The following is an 18,551-nucleotide window of genomic DNA, read 5'->3' on the forward strand; positions in this document are numbered from 1 at the left end:
GTGGCCACCGATTTCTACGAGGCCCTCGGTGTCGCCAAGACCGCGAGTGCCGACGAGATCCAGCGGGCGTACCGGAAACTGGCCCGGCAGCTCCACCCGGACGTGAACTCCGAGCCGGGCGCCGAGGAGCGCTTCAAGGAGATCAGCGAGGCCTACGAGGTGCTGTCCGATCCGGCGCAGCGCGCGAAGTACGACCGGTTCGGCGCGGATTTCCGCCGTGTGCCCGACGACGTCGACGAGCGGGTGTACGCCGGTGCCGGCGGGCGGGGTGGTGGACGGGGTGGCGGGCGCGTCCGCCACGCCCGGGCCGGACCGGGATTCGGCGACGGGTTCGACAGCGGCTTCGGCGGCGGGTTCGACGGGGTCGACGTCGAGGACCTGCTGGGCGGTTTCTTCCGGAACAGGGGCTCCGGCGGGCCCGTCGCGGGCGCCGACCAGGAGGCCGAGCTGGAGCTGGCGGTCGAGGAGGCCTACCGGGGAGGGCGACGGCGGGTGAGCTTCGCCGGCGCGGGCGAGCGAGGTTACGACGTCGACATCCCGGCGGGCGTGGTCGACGGGCAGCGCATCCGGCTCGCCGGACAGGGCGGGCGGGCGTCCGGGAACGCCCCGCCCGGTGACCTCTACCTCGTGGTGCGGATCAAGCCGCATCCCCGCTACCGCCTGTCCGGGCGCGACATCACGGTCGAGCTTCCGGTGTCGCCGTGGGAGGCGGCGCTCGGTGCCACGGTCCCCGTGCCGACCCCCGGCGGCGAGGTGAAGGTGCGGGTCGTGCCCGGCTCGTCAACCGGACGGCGGCTGCGCCTGCGCGGCGAGGGCCTGCCCAACCCCAAGGGCACGCCGGGCGATCTCTACGCCGAGGTGCGCGTGCTGGTGCCGAAGAAGCTCGGCGAGCGGGAGCGCGCACTCTTCGAGGAACTCGCCGCGGTGTCCGATTTCGACCCGAGGAGGACCTGATGGCCGAGTACCTGCTGGTCCGTCCCGCCCGGCTCAGCCTCGATGCGGTGGCCGCGCGAAGCGGACTGCACCCGGAGCTGCTCCGCCGGTTCGTCGCGCTCAGCCTGGTGGACGGAACCGCCGACTCGCGCGGAGAGCTGTGGTTCGCGCCGTCCGCCATCGCCACCCTCGCGCGCGTCCAGCGCCTGCGCGCGGGCCTTTCCCTCAACTACGCGGCCATCGGGCTCGTGCTCGACCTGCTGGACCGCATCGACGTCCTCGAAGCCCGAGTCAGGAGCCACCGGCGATGGACATGAGCAGGCTGACCCAGAAATCGCAGGAAGCGCTGCAGGAGGCACAGAGCGCGGCACAGCGCCACAGCCACGCCGAGACCGACGCTGAACACCTGCTGCTCGCCCTGCTCGACCAGTCCGACGGCCTGGCGCCCCGGCTGCTGGGACAGGCCGGCGCGGACGTCGACGGTCTCCGCGAGGCCACCGAGGCGGAACTCGCGCGGCGACCGAAGGTGACCGGCCCCGGCGCCGCCCCCGGGCAGGTCCGCATCACCCGGCGCCTCGCGGGGCTGCTGGAGGCCGCCGGACGGGAAGCCCAGCGGCTCAAGGACGACTACGTCTCCGTCGAACACCTCGTGCTGGCGCTCGCCGACGAGGGCGCGAAGTCCGCCGCGGGTCGGCTGCTGACCCGGCACGGCGTGACGCGCGAATCGTTCCTGGCGGCGTTGACCAAGATCCGCGGCAACCAGCGGGTCACCTCGGCGACCCCCGAAGGCGCGTACGAGGCGCTGGAGAAGTACGGCCGTGACCTGGTCGCCGACGCGCGGTCGGGCACGCTCGACCCGGTGATCGGCCGGGATGCCGAGATCCGCCGGGTGATCCAGATCCTGTCGCGCAAGAGGAAGAACAACCCCGTGCTGATCGGCGACCCGGGCGTCGGCAAGACGGCGATCGTCGAGGGCCTCGCCCAGCGGGTCGTGCGCGGCGACGTGCCGGAAGGCTTGCGCGACAAGACGATCTTCTCGCTCGACATGGGCGCCCTCGTCGCCGGGGCGAAGTACCGCGGTGAGTTCGAGGAACGGCTCAAGGCCGTGCTGGCCGAGGTCACAGCCGAAGAGGGACGCGTCCTGCTCTTCGTCGACGAGCTCCACACGATCGTCGGGGCCGGCGCCACCGAAGGCGCTGGGTCTGCCTCGGACGCCGGGAACATGCTCAAGCCGATGCTGGCGCGCGGTGAGCTCCACATGATCGGGGCGACGACGCTCGACGAGTACCGCAAGCACATCGAGAAGGACGCCGCGCTGGAGCGCCGGTTCCAGCCGATCGTCGTCGACGAACCCTCCGTCGAGGACACCATCTCGATCCTGCGCGGACTGCGGGAGCGGCTGGAGGTGTTCCACGGGGTCAAGATCCAGGACGGCGCGCTGGTCGCCGCCGCGACCCTGTCCCACCGCTACATCACCGAGCGGTTCCTGCCGGACAAGGCGATCGACCTCGTCGACGAGGCCTGCGCGCGGCTGCGCACGGAGATCGACTCCATGCCCTCCGAACTCGACGAGCTCACCCGGCGCGTGACCCGCATGGAGATCGAGCACGCCGCGCTGTCCAAGGAATCCGACCAGGCCAGCAAGGCGCGGCTGGCGGAGCTGGACAGGGAACTCGCCGACCTTCGTGCCGAAGCGGACTCCAAGAAGGCGCAGTGGGACGCCGAGCGCCAGGGGATCAGGCGGGTCCAGGAGCTGCGGTCGGAGCTGGAACGGCTGCGCCACGAAGCCGAAGAGGCGGAACGCAACTACGACCTCAACCGCGCGGCCGAGCTGCGTTACGGCGAGATCACCGAAGCCGAGCGGCGGCTCGCCGCGGAGGAGGAACGGCTGGCGGGCAAGCAGGGCGGGCAGCGGCTGCTGCACGAGGTCGTCACCGAGGACGAGATCGCCGACATCGTCGCCTCGTGGACCGGCATCCCGGTTTCCCGGCTGCGGGAGGGCGAGCGGGAGAAGCTGCTGCGGCTCGACGAGATCTTGCACGAGCGGGTGATCGGCCAGGACGAGGCCGTCCGGCTGGTCGCCGACGCGGTCATCCGGGCGCGGTCGGGCATCCGCGATCCGCGCAAGCCGATCGGGTCGTTCATCTTCCTCGGCCCGACCGGGGTCGGGAAGACCGAGCTCGCCAAGACCCTCGCGACGGCCTTGTTCGACAGCGAGGAGAACATGGTCCGGCTCGACATGAGCGAGTACCAGGAGCGGCACACCGTGTCCCGGCTGCTGGGCGCTCCCCCGGGTTACGTCGGCTACGACGAGGGCGGCCAACTCACCGAAGCCGTGCGGCGCAAGCCTTACTCGGTCGTGCTGTTCGACGAGATCGAGAAGGCGCACCCGGACGTGTTCAACACGCTGCTCCAGGTGCTCGACGACGGGCGGATCACCGACGCTCAGGGCCGGACCGTCGGCTTCCGCAACACGGTGATCATCATGACCTCCAACATCGGCTCGCAGCACCTGCTCGACGGGGTCACCTCGACCGGTGAGATCAAGCCGGACGCCCGGGACGCCGTGCTGGCCGAGCTGCGGCACCACTTCCGGCCGGAGTTCCTCAACCGCGTCGACGACACCGTGCTGTTCACCCCGCTCGGGCTCGGCGAGATCGAGCGGATCGTCGAGCTGCAGTTCGCCGAACTGCGCCACCGGCTGGCCGAACAGGGCATCGCGGTCGAGCTGACCGCGGAAGCGGGCAAGCTCATCGCCCGGCACGGGTTCGACCCCGTGTACGGCGCCCGGCCGTTGCGCCGCTACATCTCCCACGAGGTCGAGACCAAGATCGGCCGCGCGCTTCTGCGCGGTGAACCGACCGAGGGACTGGTCATCACCGTCGACGCCGAGGACGGCGAACTCGTCATCACCTACAGCCGGGGCGAAGGGAGGTCCGCGGCATGAACGCCATCACCGGAACCTCCGGCACGGTCGTCTGCGATCACTGCGGCCGCGAGAACCGCGTCCCGGCAGCCGCCGAGGGCACACCGACCTGCGGGCACTGCCACGAGCCGCTGCCGTGGATCGCCGACGCCGGCGAGAACGACTTCGCCGACGTCGCGGAGCGGGCGACGATGCCGGTGCTGGTCGATTTCTGGGCCACCTGGTGCGGGCCCTGCCGCCAGGTCAGCCCCGCGCTGGCCCAGCTGGCCGGTGAGCGGGCCGGGAAGGTCAAGCTGGTGAAGGTCGACGTCGACAAGGCACCCCGGCTGTCCGAGCGCTTCGACGTGAAGGCCGTGCCGACGCTGATCGTGCTGCGCGGCGGCGAGGTCGTCGCGCGGCAGGCGGGCGCCGCGCCCGTACCCGCGCTGCGCGTGTGGCTCGATCAGGTGCTGGCGCGGTCGCAGACGCCATCGACCGGGGAAGGTGACCCGCGATGACCAGTGCCGTCGACCGGCATCTCGCGCTCGTCCGAGACGTTGTGCCGCGAACCCCGCAGGGCTGTGAGGAGTGCCTGGTGGCCGGCACGCCGTGGCTGCACCTGCGGCTGTGCCTGACGTGCGGGCACGTCGGCTGCTGCGACTCGTCACCGATGAAGCACGCGAGCAAGCACGCCCACGCCATCAGGCACCCGATCGTGCGCTCGTTCGAGCCCGGGGAGATCTGGCGCTGGTGCTACGTCGATCAGGCGTTCGTATGACCGCCTCGACGGGAATCGACCTCGGCGCGCCGCTGACCGAGACCCCGGACACCTGCGGCGCGTTCCCCCGGCTCACCGACGAGCAGATCCGCGCGCTCGGCGCAGAGGGTGAACGCCGTCCGGTCCAGGCCGGTGAGGTGCTGTACGCGCAGGGCGAGCGGCCGTCCGAGTTCTTCGTGATCTTGAGCGGCAAGGTCGCCGTCACCGAAGGACCCGGGGACGACGCGAAGGTCGTCCGCGTGCACGGACCTCGCCGGTTCCTGGGCGAACTCGGACTGCTCGAAGGGCAGCCCGCGTTCGTCGGCGCCGTTGCCGCCGAACCGGGCGAGGTGCTCGCCATCCCGGTGAGCGCGGTGCTGCGCCTGGTGCTCGGCGACCCGCTGCTCGGCGACCTGGTCCTGCGCGCGTACCTGCTGCGCCGGACGCTGCTCATCGGATCCGGCGACGGGCTGCGGATCGTCGGCTCCTGCTACTCCCCGGACACCAGGCGGCTGCTGGACTTCGTCGCACGCAACCGGCTCCCCTACCGGCTGGTCGACGTCGACAAGGACGAGCAGGCCGAGGCGCTGCTGAAGCGCTTCGCCGTCGCCGTAGCGGACACGCCGGTCGTCGTGGTGAACGGCACCGACGTGCTGCGGAACCCGAGCACCGCCGAGCTGGCGGGGAAGATCGGGCTGCGTCCACCGGAACCCGAACACGGTGTGCTGGACCTGCTCGTGGTCGGCGCCGGGCCCGCCGGGCTGGCGGCGATGGTCTACGGCGCGTCGGACGGGTTGCGGCTGTCGGCCTTCGACGCCCTGGCCCCGGGTGGCCAGGCCGGGACGACCTCCCGCATCGAGAACTACCTCGGCTTCCCGCCGGGGATCTCCGGTGCCGAACTGGCCGAGCGGTCGGTGATCCAGGCGGCCAAGTTCGGGGCCCGGGTCGCCGTGCCGGCCGAGGCACGCACCCTCGAACCACGCGGTGGCCGGTACGCCGTCGGATTCGACGACGGCATCGAGATCGTTTCCCGGACCGTCGTGATCGCCTCCGGCGCCAGCTACCGCAGGCTCGCCGTACCCGGCATCGAGGCGTTCGAAGCGACCAGCGTGTACTACGCCGCGACGGCGCACGAAGCGCGGCGGTGCCTGGCTTCTCCGGTGGCCGTGGTCGGCGGCGGCAACTCGGCCGGCCAGGCGGCGGTGTTCCTCGCGGAGGGTTCGCCGCAGGTCCATCTGCTCGTGCGCGGCGGCGACCTCGCCGCGAACATGTCCCGCTACCTCATCGACCAGGTCGAGCAGCACCCCCGGATCAGCGTGCACGGCCACACCCAGGTCCGTGAGCTCGTCGGCGGCGACAACCTCGAATCCGTGATCGTCGCCGACAACCGCACCGGTGAGCGCCGCGTCCTCGACGCCCGCGCGTTGTTCGTCTTCATCGGAGCTCGCCCGCACACCGCATGGCTTTCGGGGGTCATCGCCCTCGACGAGGACGGGTTCGTGCTCACCGGGGCGGACGCCGAGGGCTTCCGGAAGGCCGAGGTGTGGCGCGGGGTGCACCGCTCGCCACTGGTGCTGGAGACGAGCGTGCCCGGGGTGTTCGCGGTGGGAGACGTGCGCCACGGCTCGGTCAAACGGGTGGCATCGGCGGTCGGGGAAGGCGCCATGGCCGTCCGGTTCGTCCACGACCACCTCTCGCAGGAGGCCTGATGCCGGTCGCGGGTATCGACCCGCGCGCGAAGAACCCGGCCCCGTCGAAGGGGACCAGGTCGTCCAGATGGTCGAACTGCTCTTCTGAAAGGACGTCAGGCATGGTCACCGGACTCTCACTCAACCTCGATCAGCCGGCGTACGTGGCCGCGTTCGCCGAGTGGGCGCGCGGTGCTCCACCCGGGGGCGGCGGCACCACGGAAAACCACCACACCGTCGTCACGATCGGTGGCGCGGTCGGCGCGCAGGCACTCCACATCCTGGCCATCGGCGACCCGGCATCGCGTGCCGCGCCGTGGTCGTCACCGCGTCGTCCCCCAAGGATCGAGGACGTCGCGGAGCCCCGTTCCGCCGCCCGGCACCGGACTTCCATCGACACGGCCGCCAATGGCCACGAGCCATCGGGGAGGCGCGGGTGAGTGCGATCACCGAGCGCCCGAAACGACGTGTGTGGCTCCGGATGTTCGGAGTCGGCCTGATCCTGTGGATCCTGTCCGCGCTCGTCACGTACCTGACCGGGAACCCCAACCTCATCCCCACCCTGGTGCTGCTCGGCAGCTTCCTGGTGCCGGTGACCTTCGTGGCGTGGGCGTTCGAGCGCCGCGACTCCGGCGAGATCACCGCAGAGCTCGTGTTCCGCACGTTCATCGTCGGTGGCGTGCTCGGCGTGCTCGGCGCATCGGTGCTCGAGGCGTACCTGCTGCACCCGTCGCCGTGGCTGTACGTCGGCGTCGGGCTCATCGAGGAAGCGGTCAAGCTGGCCGCGCTCGCGCTGCTGACCCGGCACCTGGCCGTGAAGTCCATGCGCGACGGGCTGATCCTGGGCGCCACGGTCGGATTCGGGTTCGCCGCCCTTGAGTCGGCCGGGTACGCGCTGACCGCGCTGTTCACCCCTCAGGGACTGTCCCTGGCGGACCTGGTCACCACCGAGCTGCTGCGCGGACTCCTCGCCCCGGTCGGGCACGGCCTGTGGACCGCCGTTCTCGGCGGGCTCCTGTTCGCGTGGAGCACCCGCGAACACTTCGTCCTGACCGCCCGGCTCGCCCTGGCCTACCTGGGCATTTCGCTGCTGCACGCGCTGTGGGACTCGATGTCGGTGATTTCCCTCTACGCCACGCTGCTGCTGACCGGTCAGCCTTGGGGGTACGAACTGCTGCTGCGCGACCTGCCTGCCGAGCCGACCGGCGCACAGGTCGCGCTGTACACGACGCTGACCTGGGTGGGGCAGGGCCTGATCGCTGCGATCGGGGTGGTGTGGCTGCTGGTGCTGGTCGCGCGGTCACGCCGGGAACGCCCGGGCACGCCACCGGCACGGACCTACCGCGTCGCGACGTCCCGGCATCCGGCTCCTCCGCTCTGACCGCCGAGGCCCTGTAAGTCATCAGGTTTGCAGGTCTTCAAGACCACCCAACCCCCACCCCAGCCACCTTCAACGACAGCAAACCCCGCAACACCGCAGGGTTTGCGGTGGTTAACGATGATCAAAACCACTTACAGGACAGGCCCTAGGCGATCGGGGCGGATGCCCGGCGCACGGCCGCAGTCGTCCCGCCAGGGTTCGAACCTGGGACCTTCCGCATGTCGAGCGGACGCTCTACCGGCTGAGCTACGGGACGTGACGTGCGCGTGCCAGGACTCGAACCTGGGATCTCCCCGGTGTGAACGGGGTGCTCTCGCCGCTGAGCCACACGCGCTTGGTGGAGAACGAGGGTGTCGAACCCTCCCGGACGATCGTGCGAGGATCGTCTGCGCCCGGCGCGTTCCCCGCGGAGGATGCAGGATTCGAACCTGCGCGGGCGTTTCTCACGCCCGACCACCGTTTTCGAGACGGGTGCCATCCCTGACTCGGCCAATCCTCCTTGTGCGGCAACGCCTTCACGGAGTTGCCGCCTCGCTGCCCGTCGAGGGATCGAACCTCGGTCCCCGCGTCCAGAGCGCGGTGTCCATGCCGGCTGGACCAACGGGCATCGCTTGGTGTGCCGGAGCGCCCGAGGTGCGCTCCGGCCCGTGGTGGAGGAGGGAGTCGAACCCCCTGTGCCGCGTGGGCTCCCGGGTTACAGCCGGGCGGGGCTCCAACAGCCCCATCTCCACCGAGAATCTGTTCAGATGTCAATGAACTGAAACCGAGCACCGATGGAGGGAGTCGAACCCCCGGGAAACGACTTTGGAGGTCGTTCCGCTTCCCAAGCTCATCGGCGTGAATTCGAGAAAGCACAATAAAGAAAGCCGCCCGGATCGGTTTCCCGACGGGCGGCTCCCTGATCATGACCCGTACGGGGTCACGGCGGGGAGCCCGCGTCAACGGAGGAGGCCTGTACCTGCCAGGACGCGGCGGGCCAGCTGATCTGCGACACGTACGCGGCGATCGCGGTGGCGTGATAACGCCACTGCACCCCTCGCGTCCCCGTGCTCGCCATGACCGCTCCTCGTCTCGCTTGTGTTGACACCATCATCACCGGGCACGCCCGCAGCGTCAATCTTATTTCTTGTCCTGCGCATTCTCGCTGAACACGTCGTACGTCTTCTTGTCGAACAGCACCAGGCGCACCGAGGTAATCCCCGGAACCTCTTCGGCAAGCGTTGTCAGCGCGATCTTCGCGGCGGACTCGACGGGCCAGCGGTAGATCCCCGTGGAGATCGCCGGGAACGCGATGCTGCACGCCCCGAGTTCCGCAGCCGCGAGCATGGAGTTGCGGTAGCAGTCGGCCAGCAGCCCCGAGCGGTCCTCCGTCGCCGACCACACCGGCCCGACGGTGTGCACGACCCACCGCGCCGGGAGCTTCCCCGCCGTCGTCGCCACCGCCTGCCCCGTCTTGAGCCCACGCCCGTAGTGCCCCGCACGCAGCTTGCGGCACGCCTCCAGGATCGCCGGGCCACCCTTGCGGTGGATCGCGCCGTCCACTCCCCCGCCGCCCAGCAGGGAGGAGTTCGCCGCGTTCACCACCACGTCGACGTGCTGTTCGGTGATGTCACCCTGGACGAGTTCGATGAGGTTCACCCCCGCATCCTCCCCACACCGCCCGCCCTGCGCAGCCGAACTCCACTCTGGGTTCGCCAGTCTTCAAGACCCACGAACCCCGTCCACAACCGTCTTCAACGACAGCAAGCCCAGCTCCAGTCAGGTGGTGTCGCCGCGTTCCCCTCCGAGGGCATCACCTTTCGAGGAATGTCGATGCTGTGTCCCTTCGCTCCGAGGTCGCCGCCGCCGCGCGCGCCGCCGTGGCCCGGTTGCCACTCGGTCTTGTCGACCTCGCCGAAGACGCCGTTGACGCGGCGGCGATCGGCTGGGATTACGCCACGAACAGCAGCGTTGACCCCGCCCGCGACGACGTCCACCGCCTGCTGGAAGCCGCCGAGGACAACCTGAGAGCTGTGCGACTCGTGCTGCGCGAGCTACCCGCGCGGAGTGAAGCGTGGATCGCCGGACTCGGCGGCGATACGACTGAGCCGACGTTCTTCTTCCCGTCGAGCAAGACAGACCCGATCGAACGAGCCCACGCCGAACGGCATGGTCGTCGGCCGACTCGTGTCCGGAACCGACGCCGACAGTGCGGCAGCGGATCAGCTCATCGACCACGCGCGTCGCTTCTCAGTGCGCACTGAAGCTGCCCGTCGGCAGCGGAGAGCCGTTCTCGTCCCACATCTGCTCGGACAGTAGCGTCCCGTTGTCGTCGAAGACCTTTTCCACCGCCAGCTGCCCGTTCTGGTGCCAAGCCCGATTGGTGCCGACGGCTCGGCCCTTCACGCACTGACCGTGGAACTTTCTCCGTCCATCCGGGTACCGCGCGCAAGTTTCGCCGTGTTGCAGCCCTTCGCGGACGGCCATGAACTCAACAATCCGACCATCTGGTCCCGTTTCCACGAGTTCGCCGGTGAACGGCGCACCCTCGTAGAAGTAGACGTTCTCGCCCTCGACGTCGACGTCGTCAACGTTCACACGCATGCGACCCACTCCAGCAGTCGGTTGGGAGATTTGGGCAATGGAGCCTAGCGACCGGCGTAGCTCGCCATTTCCCGCAGCTCGCCGAAGCGGTCGATGAGGACATCAGCCTCATACACCTCGACCACGCGCAGTTGCGTGGCGCTGGCGAGCACCAACGTCGGCGGAGCAGGGTCGGTCAGCATGGCGTCACCGCGGGAGGTGGCCGAGGCTGCGGTGGCGGCGTTGCCGGTGCAGCTGCTGCTGGCGGCCGAGGACGCACCGCACGAGGCCGCGAAGCTGTGGCTCACCTTCACGCAGGGCAGTGCTGATCAGGCCGCCGAGGACGTCTATGCCTTGCTGCACGCCGCAGGTCAACCGTCGTCAACAGTCCACTAGGGCCACGGCAGCCGCCGAGAAGCACCTTCCCAAAAATGATTCGGCCGCAGGCTGTGCTTGCCTATCATTCGGCCATGTCATGGAATCCGATCAAGGGCGAGCACTGTCTGCTGATAGCGCCCGCTGTCCGATACGAAAGCGACCCGCAGCCAGGGGTGGCCTACGTCGAGCTGACCGACCGGCATGGCACAGTCCACCAGGCGCTGGACAAGACCGTCATGTTCGACAACTACGCCGAACTCGAAACCGGAGACGGCTACCCCCGCGAGGCCCACATCCACTGCACGATCACCGAGATCAACGGCCATCACGTCACCGTCGAAGCCGATATCCGCCACGACGGCGGCGGGCCTCTGAGGCTCGACGTTGACCTGGACGTGCTCCGCCGGTTCACCGCCAGGGACGACGACTGAAGCGTCCTCAGCGAGGCTCTCTGGCCGGAGTGACAGCAGCCTGAGCCAGGTCGTTCACCGGGACTGGCGGGCAAGGGGATGCACTGCTGCCAACTGCCCAGACAAGGGCAGTCGAGGGACCTCGTCCAGGACTCGCCATTCCTCTGCGGTGTGCTCCCACACCGCGAACTGGTCACCCAAGCGGCACTCAACTCCACCCACGATTCCTCCACGAGCACTGTGTCTGCGCCGATCGAGTGGAACTCGCTCGATCCCGCCAGTGATCCCGCCCGGACAGGCAGCCTCGATGCGTGTCCATCGCCGAGGTCGCCGCTGCCGCGCGCGCTGCCGTGGCCGGGCTTCCGCTCGGGCTGGTCGACCTGGCCGAGGACGCCGTGGACGAGGCCGCGACCGGCTGGCACCACGTCACCGAGGGCAGCCCCGACCCCGCACGCGATGAGGTACATGCGCTGCTGGAAGCCGCCAAGGACGACTTGCGCGCCGTGCGCTTGGTGCTGCGCGAGCTGCCCGCGCGAGTCGAGACCTGGATTGCCGGACTCACCAGCGGCGGCACCGCCACCGTCCGCCCGCTGGCCGCCACTGCCGTGGCCTCTGTGGACGGGCCGAGTATCGACGAGGCGATCAAGGCAGCCCGTGCCGAGCTGCCGCCGCCGGTCTCCGCCGAGCGCTCGCCCCGCACCACGCACGGGAAGCTGCTCGATGCCGATGGCATCCGCGTCGGATCGCTCGTCTCCGGCAAGGACTCCGAGTCCGGTCTGATCGACAAGATGCTCTCCGCGGCTGGATTCCGACGGCCGCTGGGCATCGCCCTGCATGTCGAGCTCAAGGCTCTACTGTGGATGCGCAGCAACGGGCGCACCGCCGCAACCCTCGTGCAAAACAACGAGCCGTGCCCCGGCCCGCTGGGTTGCGACCGGCTGCTGTCGAAGTTGTTGCGGCCCAACGAGGAACTGACCGTGCTTGGCCCCGACGGCTACCGCAAGAGCTTCAGGAGGAACACGCCGTGACCACCACCCACGTCTGGTACGACGTCAAGCAGCAGAGCGCGGACGTGCGCGACGCCGCCGGGTTGGAGGCGCTGCTCCGCCACCACGCCATCAGCGGCGAACCCACCGTGTTGAGCGTCTTCCGCGAGTGCGACGTCGAGGACGACCAGATCCCCGAGATCGAAATGCTCGTCGGAGTCGGCCGCGACCCCCACCTCGCGCTCATCCAGTGCGGCGACGATGACGGCCTGTGGTTCACCCTCTCACCCGACACTGGCCGCGAGGGCGAGGTCTTCTACGACTACATGCACAACGCCCACTACTACCCCTCCAACGCCGAGATCCCGCTCGAGGAAGTCCTCTCCGCGGTGCACGAGTTCGCCGTCACCGGCACGCGCCCGGACACCGTCGCCTGGCAGGCCGTCACGCGTTGATCCCGGCGCACGACACCTCCCCCGTCTCCGCGCCGGGTGCACGACAGTTCTTCGTCGCCCGCCGGGCACGCGATGTCCGTGGCCAGCAGCGATGGCTACGTTCGCGGCTCAGGGCCAGCGACGAAGTCCAGCACACCGAGGCCGACCGCGAACAGTCAACAAGCATCCGCTAGCCGCATCGATCGCGGCGTGCGGTGCTCAGAAGACCGAGTCATCCCAGGTGGCACGCAAGTCCTTCGCGATCACCAGAACCGTGCCAGCGTGGAAGGCGAGTTCGTGGCTGACACCGTGTTCGTGAGGAAGGATCTCGTCCAGCGCGAGAGCGCCCAACCGAACACCGGCTGGCTGCCGCTCCCCCACGTCGATGGCGAGACTCCGCACATCGGTGTACTGGATGACCAGCGCCGGCGGATACGGCCCCGAACGCGGCTCGAACCGGAAGCAGATCTCCACGTCGACGGTCTCGGAGTCATCGGCGTAGTTGATCCGGTCAATGATCAGGTCCTTCACGCAGCGCGCTGCGGAAAAGTCATAATGATCCGGGTCAATCGCGAACAGGCGAGCACCTTCGGGCAGGTGGTCAACGAACTCCGGAAGATGCTCTTCGTAGGGGCGGTACTCACAGGGGAACAGGATGTACTTCACCAGATTTCACACCCCGCTCCAGCAGCTCGCCCGGAACAAGTGTGTCACCTCGGGCAGCTGAGCGAGCGCGTCGAAGCTCAACCCGGTGCCGGTCTTCATCCGTGTCAAGGCTGAAGCGAACTCCTCGCGCGGGCGCACCCATTCCGGATCGGGACACCACTGCTCTGGTGCTGCCGCTGACAGCCTAGCAGTGTGCTGAGCGGGGCCGAGCAGGTGGACTCGTCGTCTGCGGCGCCGGCGAGCATGCGTCGCGTCCGGACACGTTCTTCAACCGGGTGTCGGGACGGGCCGATCAGCAGCTGGCTGCGGGGTTCCCTCGGCCCAGAACGTCTCCAGGTACCGGCTATCCGTTTCCTGGCGCGCACCAATGGCAGCAGAGCAGGGTCTGCAGGGTGCGGCGTCGCTGCGGGAGGTGGCCGAGGCCGCGACGCTGTGGCTCGCCTCCTACGCAGGGCAGTGCCGATCAGGCCGCCGAGGACGTCCATGCCTTGCTGCACGCCGCGAAGGACGACCTGGACAACGCCCGGCAGGCGGCCGAGGTCGCGCTGCAGAAGGCGGTGCGGCGGTGGATCGCACATCTCGGCATCGACGCGACCACCTCCTCTCCCCAGCAGCCCGCCTCCGCCGACACGCATGTCCCCTGCGGATCAGCGGCAGATTCTCGAGCGGCTGCGTGGGCAGCCATCACCGCCGGTGGAGGCGGGCTCAGGCCCACCGTCTCCGGCAGTTACGAGGACTCCGACACCATCGACCACCTGCCGGACGTCGAGTTCTGGGTCGGGTCGGCGGCGTCCCAGAGCACGGGCTGATCCACTGCGGTGATCCGGACGGCGAGGATCGGCGTCGCAGTTCAGGAGTTCGCCGTGACGGGCGCGCGCCCGCAGGCGGTGGTCTGGCAGCGCGTGGATCGCTGAGGCGGTCAGGTGTGTTCGGCGGCGGAGGGCCAGGTGGTGCCGTCGGTGAAGTGGGTGGCCCAGTAGAAGGGGTTGAGCTCGGCCAGCGCGCGAGCGCTCCAGCCGCTGGGCGCGGCGCGGTCGGCGACGGCGACCTGGACGTCGGGGCCCCACAGCGCGAGCCGCTCCTGGCAGATCCCGCAGGGGGCGAGGATGCCGACAGCGCCGTCGTTGCGGCACACGCACGCGGACGCGGTGACGCGTCTGTCCAATGTGTACGCCTGGCACAGCGCGCCGGTCTCCGCGCACAGCCCGGCACCCGCGTTGATGTTGTCGAGCCCGACGCTGGTGAGGATCTCGCCGTCGTCGAGGCGCACGGCGGCGGCGACGGCGAAGTCGGCGAGCGGCCACCGGCGGTCGAGCAGCTCGGTCGCTACATCGATCAACCGCTGATCGAGGGTCATGGCGGCCAGTCTGCCACGGTGAATTTCCTTCACTGATCTCGTTTTCACCACACCGATTCAGTGGTGAATCGGTGTGGTGACGAGGGACGGACATGAAGATCGTTGCCGCCGTGGTGAAGGGCTCCGCCCAGCAGGCCGGGCACGCCTGGTGCACCGGCGGAACGGGTGAGTACCGCGCGGTCTGGGCGAGCTGGCAGATCACGAGGACGTGATTGTCGATTCGGGTCGACGCCGTTCGTAGCCAGGGTGAGAGACCCCGACCCGAGGAGCGCACCGTGACCGCGACCTACACCTTCGACGTCCTGTCCACCCTCGACGGCTTCGGCTCCTACACCGGCGACGGTGACTGGGGCGGCTACTGGAGCAAGCACGGCCCGGAGTTCCTGGAGCGCCGCCTGGCCCAGTACCGCGAGGAGCAGCGGATGGTCCTCGGAGCCACCACCTTCCGGGAGTTCCAGGAGATGCTGGGCCCGGTCAAGAACCTCGACCCGATCAACGACCGGATGCGGAGCATGCCGACGACGGTCGTCTCATCGACGCTCACAGGCCCGCTGGACTGGCCGGACGCGACGCTGGCCGACGGGGACGCCGTCGACGTGGTGGCCAGGCTCAAGGAGGAATCGGACGTGCCGCTGCGCTCTCACGGCAGCCTCTCGATGAACCGGGCGCTGATGGCCGCCGGGCTCGTGGACCTCGTGCAGCTGACGATCTTCCCCGTGCTCAGCGGCCGCACCGGGGCGGCGCCGATCTTCCTGGGCGTGGCCGACTTCGACCTCGAACTGGTCGAGAGCCGGACGCTGGACGGCCACACCCAGGAGTTGACCTACCGACCCACGCCGCACCCCTGAGACTCAGACGTCGGTGTACCAGTGCACGGCGATGGTTCCGCGGTTGGCGATCCGGTGTTGCGCCTCGACGCCGACCCAGCCGCGGAACCGGCCGGAGTCGTCGATCACCTGGAGCTGCGGCTTGAGGTGGGAACCGCCGTTGTAGCAAGCCGCTGAGCCCTGCAAGAGGCACGTGCAGAAGTGCTCGTAGAAGTTCTTCCGGCCGCCCTCGGAGGCCAGGTAGTAGCGGATCGCGCGCTTCTCGCCGGGCTTGCAGGCCGTGCACGCCGTCGACTCGGGGTCGGTGATCTCCACACCCGCGCTGAGGCAGTTGCCGTTGCACTGCTTCCACTCCGGCAGCGAGAGGTTGATCCCGGAGGTCCCGGTGCCCGAGACGAGCTTGCCCGTCTTCGCGTCGTAGGCGTTGTAGGAGTAGCGGCCCGGGTAGTACTTCTTCGGGATGTCCTTCAGCTGCACGGCGACGGTGTTGCGGATGTTGCTACCGTAGCCCTGGCCGACGTTGGCGCCGTAGCTCGACCCGGTCAGCGAGATCACGCTGATCCCGGGTTCCGGCCTGGCGACCGTCCAGCTCTCGGTGGCACCGCCGTCCCAGTTCACCGCGAGCTTGTCACCGGTGGTGGTGTAGCGCCCCCGCAGCTCCTTGACCTCGGCACCGGTCTGGAACCCGCCGGCGGTGTGGATCTTGCAGTTGTCGCAGCCCGCCGAGCTCGCCCCGATGGTGGCCGCCGGGTAGCCCTGGTTCCAGCTCCAGAACCAGAACGCCTGGCGCACAACGCCGTCCGGGTCGAAGTAGTACATGGCCAGCCGAGAGAACTCCTTGCCCGTCGGGGTGGTTCCCTTCGGCGCGACCTGCCCGACGGTGACCGCGAAGCTCTGCTTGCCGCCGGGCCTGTCCACCGCGAGCGCCGTACCGGGCGGCAGCGCCCCGGTCAGCGCGACGGTGAGCAGCACGACGAGCCATGAACGCGAAGACATGCGCTCAACGTAGCGCCGTGGCGAACGCTTGACAGGACCCGGATCCGGTGAACGGCGAAGCACCTGGTGAAGTGCCTTGTCCTGGTGCGTTTCGTCTGCTTGTTTGACGGCCGTGACCGACGTCAGCTCCGCACGGCTCGTCGAGGCCCTGCGCGCGTCCCCGGTGGAGAACGAGCGCCTGAGGGAAGCCGCCGACCGCGCCGAGTGCCCGACGGTGCTGTGCGTTCCGACCGTGCTGGCGCTCAGCGACCACCAGTGCGCCGAGTTCGCCGCCGCGCTTACAGGCGGTCAGGCGGTGGACGTGTTGTCGCTTCCGGGTTTCGGACCTGTCGTGCTGCTGGACACCCGTCCCGCGCTCGCCGCGACCACGCCGGGGTTCCGGGCGGCGGTGCTCCGAGAGACGGCGGCCAGGGCTGAAGGGTTCGACGACCTGGACCGGCGGTTGACCGTCACTGGCCGCTATCTCGACCTCTTCGCGAACTGGAAGCCCTCTGCGGTCACCGCCGCGACCCTCGTGGTCGAAGCGGGCCGCGCGATGGCCGACGAGCCGTCGCTCGCCTGGCCGTCACCGCACGAACTGGTGGCGGCCACCGGTGATCACTTCACCGTGCTGGAGGACGGCGCGGGCGCCACCGCCGAGGCCGTCCACGACTGGCTGGAAGGACGATTTCGGTGACAGAGCCCAAGCTTTCCGAGATCTTCGCCGACCCGATCTTCGACTGCGACAGCACCGCCTCGACCTACGACCGGGTGCGACTCGTGCACGACCAGCTCCACCTCGAAGCACCGTTGCTGCACGAGCCGGACCGGCTGCGCGAGCTGCTGGAGATGGCGGCGATGGTCGACCCCCGCGTGTTCCACGTGTTGTTCCTGCACCACTGCATGGCGATGGGCGCGGCGACCGGGCACGGCGCCGCACCGGCTGACCTGGCAGAACTGACCAGTGGAGCGGCGATCGGGGCGGTGCTGATGACCGAACTCGGTCACGGCAACAGCATCGCCGACATCCGCACGCAGGCCGTGTACGAACCGGGTACCGATGAGTTCGTGCTGCGCAGCCCCGGCGCTGGGGCGGCGAAGTTCCCGCCGAACGTGGCAGCCGACGGGGTCGCTCGGCTCGGCGTCGTGGGTGCTCGCCTGGTCGTCGAAGGTGTCGATCGGGGCGTGGCGCTGTTCCTGGTGCGGTTGCGCGATGCCTCCGGTCCGCGCCCGGGGGTGGTCATCAAGGCGCAGGAGCCGACGTCGTTGCTGTCGCTGGATTACGCCTCGGTGCGCTTCGACGACGTCCGACTGCCACGATCGGCGTGGTTGGCCGACGGCGCGGAGGTCTCCGAGTCCGGGGAGTTCCACGACCGGCTGGAACCGTTGGCGCGCACTGAGCGCAGCACGAGCTTCGGCCGCTTCGCCTGGGGCGCGGTGTCGGTCGGTCTCGCCGCCGTGGCGCGGTCGGCGGTCGCCATCGCGCTGGGTCACGCGCAGCGGCGGCTGGCCTCGGGCCGGGAGATCGCGGAGCAGCCGGTGATCCTCTACCCCAACCAGCAGCGGTTGTTGTTCACCGCTCTGGCCGAGGCCGTCGCGGCGACAGCGTTGGCACGTCGGGCGGTCGAGAACTGCTGGCAGCCGGAGCAGCCGAGCCGGTCCCAGCTGCGCGCGGCGTCGTTGGCGAAGGTGCTGTGCGTCCGGCTCGCCGAGCGGGCGGTGTCGCGCTGCCGTGCGGCCACCGGCGCCCTCGGTTTCTTCTCCGTCAACCGATTACTGGACTACCAGGGGCTGGCGCTGGCGTTCACCTCGGCGGGCTCGGACAACCAGCTCGTGTCACTCGAAGCCGCGAGAACCCTGGTGGCAGACAACTCCACGGAGACCGCCGAGGACAGTCCACTGTGGATTCGCGAGGTGTGGTTGCGATCGCGGCTGCGCTCCAAGGTCGCGCAGGGCGGCTTCACCGCCGAACTCGACCTCGCCGAGCAGCTCGCGCAGGCGCACGCGACGCGACTGCTGTTCCAGGTGCTGGCGGAAGAGGAGATCGACGAGGACCTGTATCGGCTGCTCAAACTGCTGGAGTTGTCCGAGCACGACGGTTGGTACCTCTCCGCCGGAGTGCTCAGCGCCGAACGCACCCGGTCGCTGCCGGAGGAGATAGGCAACACGTGCGCCAGGTTGCTGCCCCGCGTCGGCGATCTCGTTGCCGCCCTTGACGTTCCGCTGGAGCTGGTGCGCTCACCGCTGGGTGGACCCGACTACGTCGCCGCGTTCGCGCCCGACTGAACGGCC

General features: G+C 69.4%; 24 protein-coding genes and 6 tRNA genes. 17 read left to right on the plus strand and 13 right to left on the minus strand.

Annotated features, from left to right (window positions below):
• From ABD798_RS26935 to ABD798_RS26970, 8 genes are all read left to right on the plus strand, one after another.
• Positions 1-954 (plus strand): DnaJ C-terminal domain-containing protein, encoded by a 954-nt coding sequence (locus ABD798_RS26935; protein ID WP_344880412.1) that lies wholly within the window; start codon positions 1-3, stop codon positions 952-954.
• Complete coding sequence (locus tag ABD798_RS26940) at positions 954-1,250, plus strand: chaperone modulator CbpM (RefSeq protein WP_344880415.1); 297 nt, start codon at positions 954-956, stop codon at positions 1,248-1,250. The genes ABD798_RS26935 and ABD798_RS26940 overlap by 1 nt, the downstream gene beginning before the upstream one ends.
• A complete protein-coding gene (gene clpB / locus ABD798_RS26945) occupies positions 1,241-3,880 on the plus strand; it encodes an ATP-dependent chaperone ClpB (RefSeq protein ID WP_344880418.1) in 2,640 nt (879 codons plus the stop codon). The genes ABD798_RS26940 and clpB overlap by 10 nt, the downstream gene beginning before the upstream one ends.
• A complete protein-coding gene (trxA, locus tag ABD798_RS26950) occupies positions 3,877-4,356 on the plus strand; it encodes a thioredoxin (protein WP_344880421.1) in 480 nt (159 codons plus the stop codon). Before clpB ends, trxA begins: the two co-directional genes overlap by 4 nt.
• On the plus strand, positions 4,353-4,616 hold the full coding sequence (locus ABD798_RS26955; protein ID WP_344880424.1) for a ubiquitin carboxyl-terminal hydrolase 14: 264 nt from the start codon (positions 4,353-4,355) through the stop codon (positions 4,614-4,616). Before trxA ends, ABD798_RS26955 begins: the two co-directional genes overlap by 4 nt.
• Complete coding sequence (locus ABD798_RS26960) at positions 4,613-6,304, plus strand: FAD-dependent oxidoreductase (protein ID WP_344880427.1); 1,692 nt, start codon at positions 4,613-4,615, stop codon at positions 6,302-6,304. Before ABD798_RS26955 ends, ABD798_RS26960 begins: the two co-directional genes overlap by 4 nt.
• A 101-nt stretch (positions 6,305-6,405) precedes the next feature.
• Positions 6,406-6,723, plus strand: a complete 318-nt coding sequence (locus ABD798_RS26965; protein WP_344880431.1) for a hypothetical protein — start codon at positions 6,406-6,408, stop codon at positions 6,721-6,723.
• On the plus strand, positions 6,720-7,664 hold the full coding sequence (locus ABD798_RS26970) for a PrsW family intramembrane metalloprotease (RefSeq protein WP_344880434.1): 945 nt from the start codon (positions 6,720-6,722) through the stop codon (positions 7,662-7,664). The genes ABD798_RS26965 and ABD798_RS26970 overlap by 4 nt, the downstream gene beginning before the upstream one ends.
• A gap of 183 nt (positions 7,665-7,847) precedes the next feature.
• Here the strand turns inward: ABD798_RS26970 and ABD798_RS26975 are convergent.
• The 8 genes from ABD798_RS26975 to ABD798_RS27010 form a co-directional block, all read right to left on the minus strand.
• Positions 7,848-7,920, minus strand: a tRNA-Val gene (locus ABD798_RS26975).
• A gap of 5 nt (positions 7,921-7,925) precedes the next feature.
• Positions 7,926-7,998 (minus strand) — tRNA-Val (locus ABD798_RS26980).
• A 73-nt stretch (positions 7,999-8,071) separates the two neighbouring features.
• Positions 8,072-8,163 (minus strand) — tRNA-Ser (locus tag ABD798_RS26985).
• Between the two features lie 35 nt (positions 8,164-8,198).
• Positions 8,199-8,271 (minus strand) — tRNA-Gln (locus ABD798_RS26990).
• 41 nt (positions 8,272-8,312) lie between these two features.
• Positions 8,313-8,396 (minus strand) — tRNA-Tyr (locus tag ABD798_RS26995).
• A gap of 36 nt (positions 8,397-8,432) precedes the next feature.
• Positions 8,433-8,501: transfer RNA gene (locus ABD798_RS27000), tRNA-Trp, on the minus strand.
• Between the two features lie 82 nt (positions 8,502-8,583).
• A complete protein-coding gene (locus tag ABD798_RS27005) occupies positions 8,584-8,721 on the minus strand; it encodes a hypothetical protein (protein ID WP_344880436.1) in 138 nt (45 codons plus the stop codon).
• Between the two features lie 62 nt (positions 8,722-8,783).
• Positions 8,784-9,302, minus strand: coding sequence for an O-acetyl-ADP-ribose deacetylase (locus ABD798_RS27010; protein WP_344880439.1), 519 nt, complete (start codon positions 9,300-9,302; stop codon positions 8,784-8,786).
• A gap of 179 nt (positions 9,303-9,481) precedes the next feature.
• Here ABD798_RS27010 and ABD798_RS27015 point away from each other — a divergent pair, with 179 nt between their 5' ends.
• Positions 9,482-9,907, plus strand: a complete 426-nt coding sequence (locus ABD798_RS27015; protein ID WP_344880442.1) for a hypothetical protein — start codon at positions 9,482-9,484, stop codon at positions 9,905-9,907.
• On the opposite strand, the gene ABD798_RS27020 is transcribed toward ABD798_RS27015, so the two are convergent.
• Positions 9,894-10,247: a toxin-antitoxin system YwqK family antitoxin gene (locus ABD798_RS27020; protein ID WP_344880445.1), complete on the minus strand. Its 354-nt coding sequence runs from the start codon at positions 10,245-10,247 to the stop codon at positions 9,894-9,896. The two genes, ABD798_RS27015 and ABD798_RS27020, sit on opposite strands and share 14 nt — an antisense overlap.
• 44 nt (positions 10,248-10,291) lie before the next feature.
• Positions 10,292-10,429 carry a hypothetical protein gene (locus ABD798_RS27025; protein WP_344880448.1) on the minus strand — a complete coding sequence of 46 codons (138 nt, stop codon included), beginning with the start codon at positions 10,427-10,429 and terminating at the stop codon, positions 10,292-10,294.
• Between ABD798_RS27025 and ABD798_RS27030 the strand changes: the two genes are divergently transcribed.
• The 4 genes from ABD798_RS27030 (at position 10,428) to ABD798_RS27045 (ending at position 12,455) form a co-directional block, all read left to right on the plus strand.
• On the plus strand, positions 10,428-10,622 hold the full coding sequence (locus ABD798_RS27030; RefSeq protein ID WP_344880451.1) for a hypothetical protein: 195 nt from the start codon (positions 10,428-10,430) through the stop codon (positions 10,620-10,622). The two genes, ABD798_RS27025 and ABD798_RS27030, sit on opposite strands and share 2 nt — an antisense overlap.
• A gap of 74 nt (positions 10,623-10,696) precedes the next feature.
• Positions 10,697-11,035 carry a hypothetical protein gene (locus tag ABD798_RS27035; RefSeq protein WP_344880454.1) on the plus strand — a complete coding sequence of 113 codons (339 nt, stop codon included), beginning with the start codon at positions 10,697-10,699 and terminating at the stop codon, positions 11,033-11,035.
• 290 nt (positions 11,036-11,325) lie between these two features.
• On the plus strand, positions 11,326-12,042 hold the full coding sequence (locus ABD798_RS27040) for a DddA-like double-stranded DNA deaminase toxin (protein ID WP_344880457.1): 717 nt from the start codon (positions 11,326-11,328) through the stop codon (positions 12,040-12,042).
• The gene (locus ABD798_RS27045; protein ID WP_344880460.1) at positions 12,039-12,455 is read left to right on the plus strand and encodes an Imm1 family immunity protein; all 417 of its coding nucleotides are present in this window, start codon (positions 12,039-12,041) and stop codon (positions 12,453-12,455) included. Before ABD798_RS27040 ends, ABD798_RS27045 begins: the two co-directional genes overlap by 4 nt.
• 198 nt (positions 12,456-12,653) lie before the next feature.
• Here the strand turns inward: ABD798_RS27045 and ABD798_RS27050 are convergent, their stop codons facing one another.
• On the minus strand, positions 12,654-13,100 hold the full coding sequence (locus ABD798_RS27050; RefSeq protein WP_344880463.1) for a hypothetical protein: 447 nt from the start codon (positions 13,098-13,100) through the stop codon (positions 12,654-12,656).
• A 488-nt stretch (positions 13,101-13,588) separates the two neighbouring features.
• Here ABD798_RS27050 and ABD798_RS27055 point away from each other — a divergent pair, with 488 nt between their 5' ends.
• A complete protein-coding gene (locus ABD798_RS27055; RefSeq protein WP_344880466.1) occupies positions 13,589-13,909 on the plus strand; it encodes a hypothetical protein in 321 nt (106 codons plus the stop codon).
• Between the two features lie 110 nt (positions 13,910-14,019).
• On the opposite strand, the gene ABD798_RS27060 is transcribed toward ABD798_RS27055, so the two are convergent.
• A complete protein-coding gene (locus ABD798_RS27060; RefSeq protein ID WP_344880469.1) occupies positions 14,020-14,457 on the minus strand; it encodes a cytidine deaminase in 438 nt (145 codons plus the stop codon).
• Positions 14,458-14,732: 275 nt separating this feature from the next.
• Between ABD798_RS27060 and ABD798_RS27065 the strand changes: the two genes are divergently transcribed.
• The gene (locus tag ABD798_RS27065; protein ID WP_344880472.1) at positions 14,733-15,305 is read left to right on the plus strand and encodes a dihydrofolate reductase family protein; all 573 of its coding nucleotides are present in this window, start codon (positions 14,733-14,735) and stop codon (positions 15,303-15,305) included.
• 3 nt (positions 15,306-15,308) lie between these two features.
• On the opposite strand, the gene ABD798_RS27070 is transcribed toward ABD798_RS27065, so the two are convergent.
• Complete coding sequence (locus tag ABD798_RS27070; protein WP_344880475.1) at positions 15,309-16,280, minus strand: hypothetical protein; 972 nt, start codon at positions 16,278-16,280, stop codon at positions 15,309-15,311.
• A 112-nt stretch (positions 16,281-16,392) separates the two neighbouring features.
• Between ABD798_RS27070 and ABD798_RS27075 the strand changes: the two genes are divergently transcribed.
• Together ABD798_RS27075 and ABD798_RS27080 are read left to right on the plus strand one after the other, a co-directional pair.
• Positions 16,393-16,956, plus strand: coding sequence for an alpha/beta hydrolase family protein (locus tag ABD798_RS27075; protein WP_344880478.1), 564 nt, complete (start codon positions 16,393-16,395; stop codon positions 16,954-16,956).
• Complete coding sequence (locus ABD798_RS27080) at positions 16,953-18,545, plus strand: acyl-CoA dehydrogenase family protein (protein ID WP_344880481.1); 1,593 nt, start codon at positions 16,953-16,955, stop codon at positions 18,543-18,545. Before ABD798_RS27075 ends, ABD798_RS27080 begins: the two co-directional genes overlap by 4 nt.
• Positions 18,546-18,551: the final 6 nt, after the last annotated feature.

The sequence above is a fragment of the Allokutzneria multivorans genome (assembly GCF_039537405.1).
In the GTDB taxonomy this organism is placed as follows: Bacteria; Actinomycetota; Actinomycetes; order Mycobacteriales; family Pseudonocardiaceae; genus Allokutzneria; species Allokutzneria multivorans.

Excerpts from the sequence above, each read along its gene's own strand:
- ABD798_RS26940 (WP_344880415.1), top strand. The coding sequence starts at position 954 with ATGGCCGAGTACCTGCTGGTCCGTCCCGCCCGGCTCAGCCTCGATGCG.
- clpB (WP_344880418.1), top strand. The coding sequence starts at position 1,241 with ATGGACATGAGCAGGCTGACCCAGAAATCGCAGGAAGCGCTGCAGGAG.
- trxA (WP_344880421.1), top strand. The coding sequence starts at position 3,877 with ATGAACGCCATCACCGGAACCTCCGGCACGGTCGTCTGCGATCACTGC.
- ABD798_RS26955 (WP_344880424.1), top strand. The coding sequence starts at position 4,353 with ATGACCAGTGCCGTCGACCGGCATCTCGCGCTCGTCCGAGACGTTGTG.
- ABD798_RS26960 (WP_344880427.1), top strand. The coding sequence starts at position 4,613 with ATGACCGCCTCGACGGGAATCGACCTCGGCGCGCCGCTGACCGAGACC.
- ABD798_RS26965 (WP_344880431.1), top strand. The coding sequence starts at position 6,406 with ATGGTCACCGGACTCTCACTCAACCTCGATCAGCCGGCGTACGTGGCC.
- ABD798_RS27005 (WP_344880436.1), bottom strand. The coding sequence starts at position 8,721 with ATGGCGAGCACGGGGACGCGAGGGGTGCAGTGGCGTTATCACGCCACC.
- ABD798_RS27020 (WP_344880445.1), bottom strand. The coding sequence starts at position 10,247 with ATGCGTGTGAACGTTGACGACGTCGACGTCGAGGGCGAGAACGTCTAC.
- ABD798_RS27030 (WP_344880451.1), top strand. The coding sequence starts at position 10,428 with ATGGCGTCACCGCGGGAGGTGGCCGAGGCTGCGGTGGCGGCGTTGCCG.
- ABD798_RS27025 (WP_344880448.1), bottom strand. The coding sequence starts at position 10,429 with ATGCTGACCGACCCTGCTCCGCCGACGTTGGTGCTCGCCAGCGCCACG.
- ABD798_RS27035 (WP_344880454.1), top strand. The coding sequence starts at position 10,697 with ATGTCATGGAATCCGATCAAGGGCGAGCACTGTCTGCTGATAGCGCCC.
- ABD798_RS27060 (WP_344880469.1), bottom strand. The coding sequence starts at position 14,457 with ATGACCCTCGATCAGCGGTTGATCGATGTAGCGACCGAGCTGCTCGAC.
- ABD798_RS27070 (WP_344880475.1), bottom strand. The coding sequence starts at position 16,280 with ATGTCTTCGCGTTCATGGCTCGTCGTGCTGCTCACCGTCGCGCTGACC.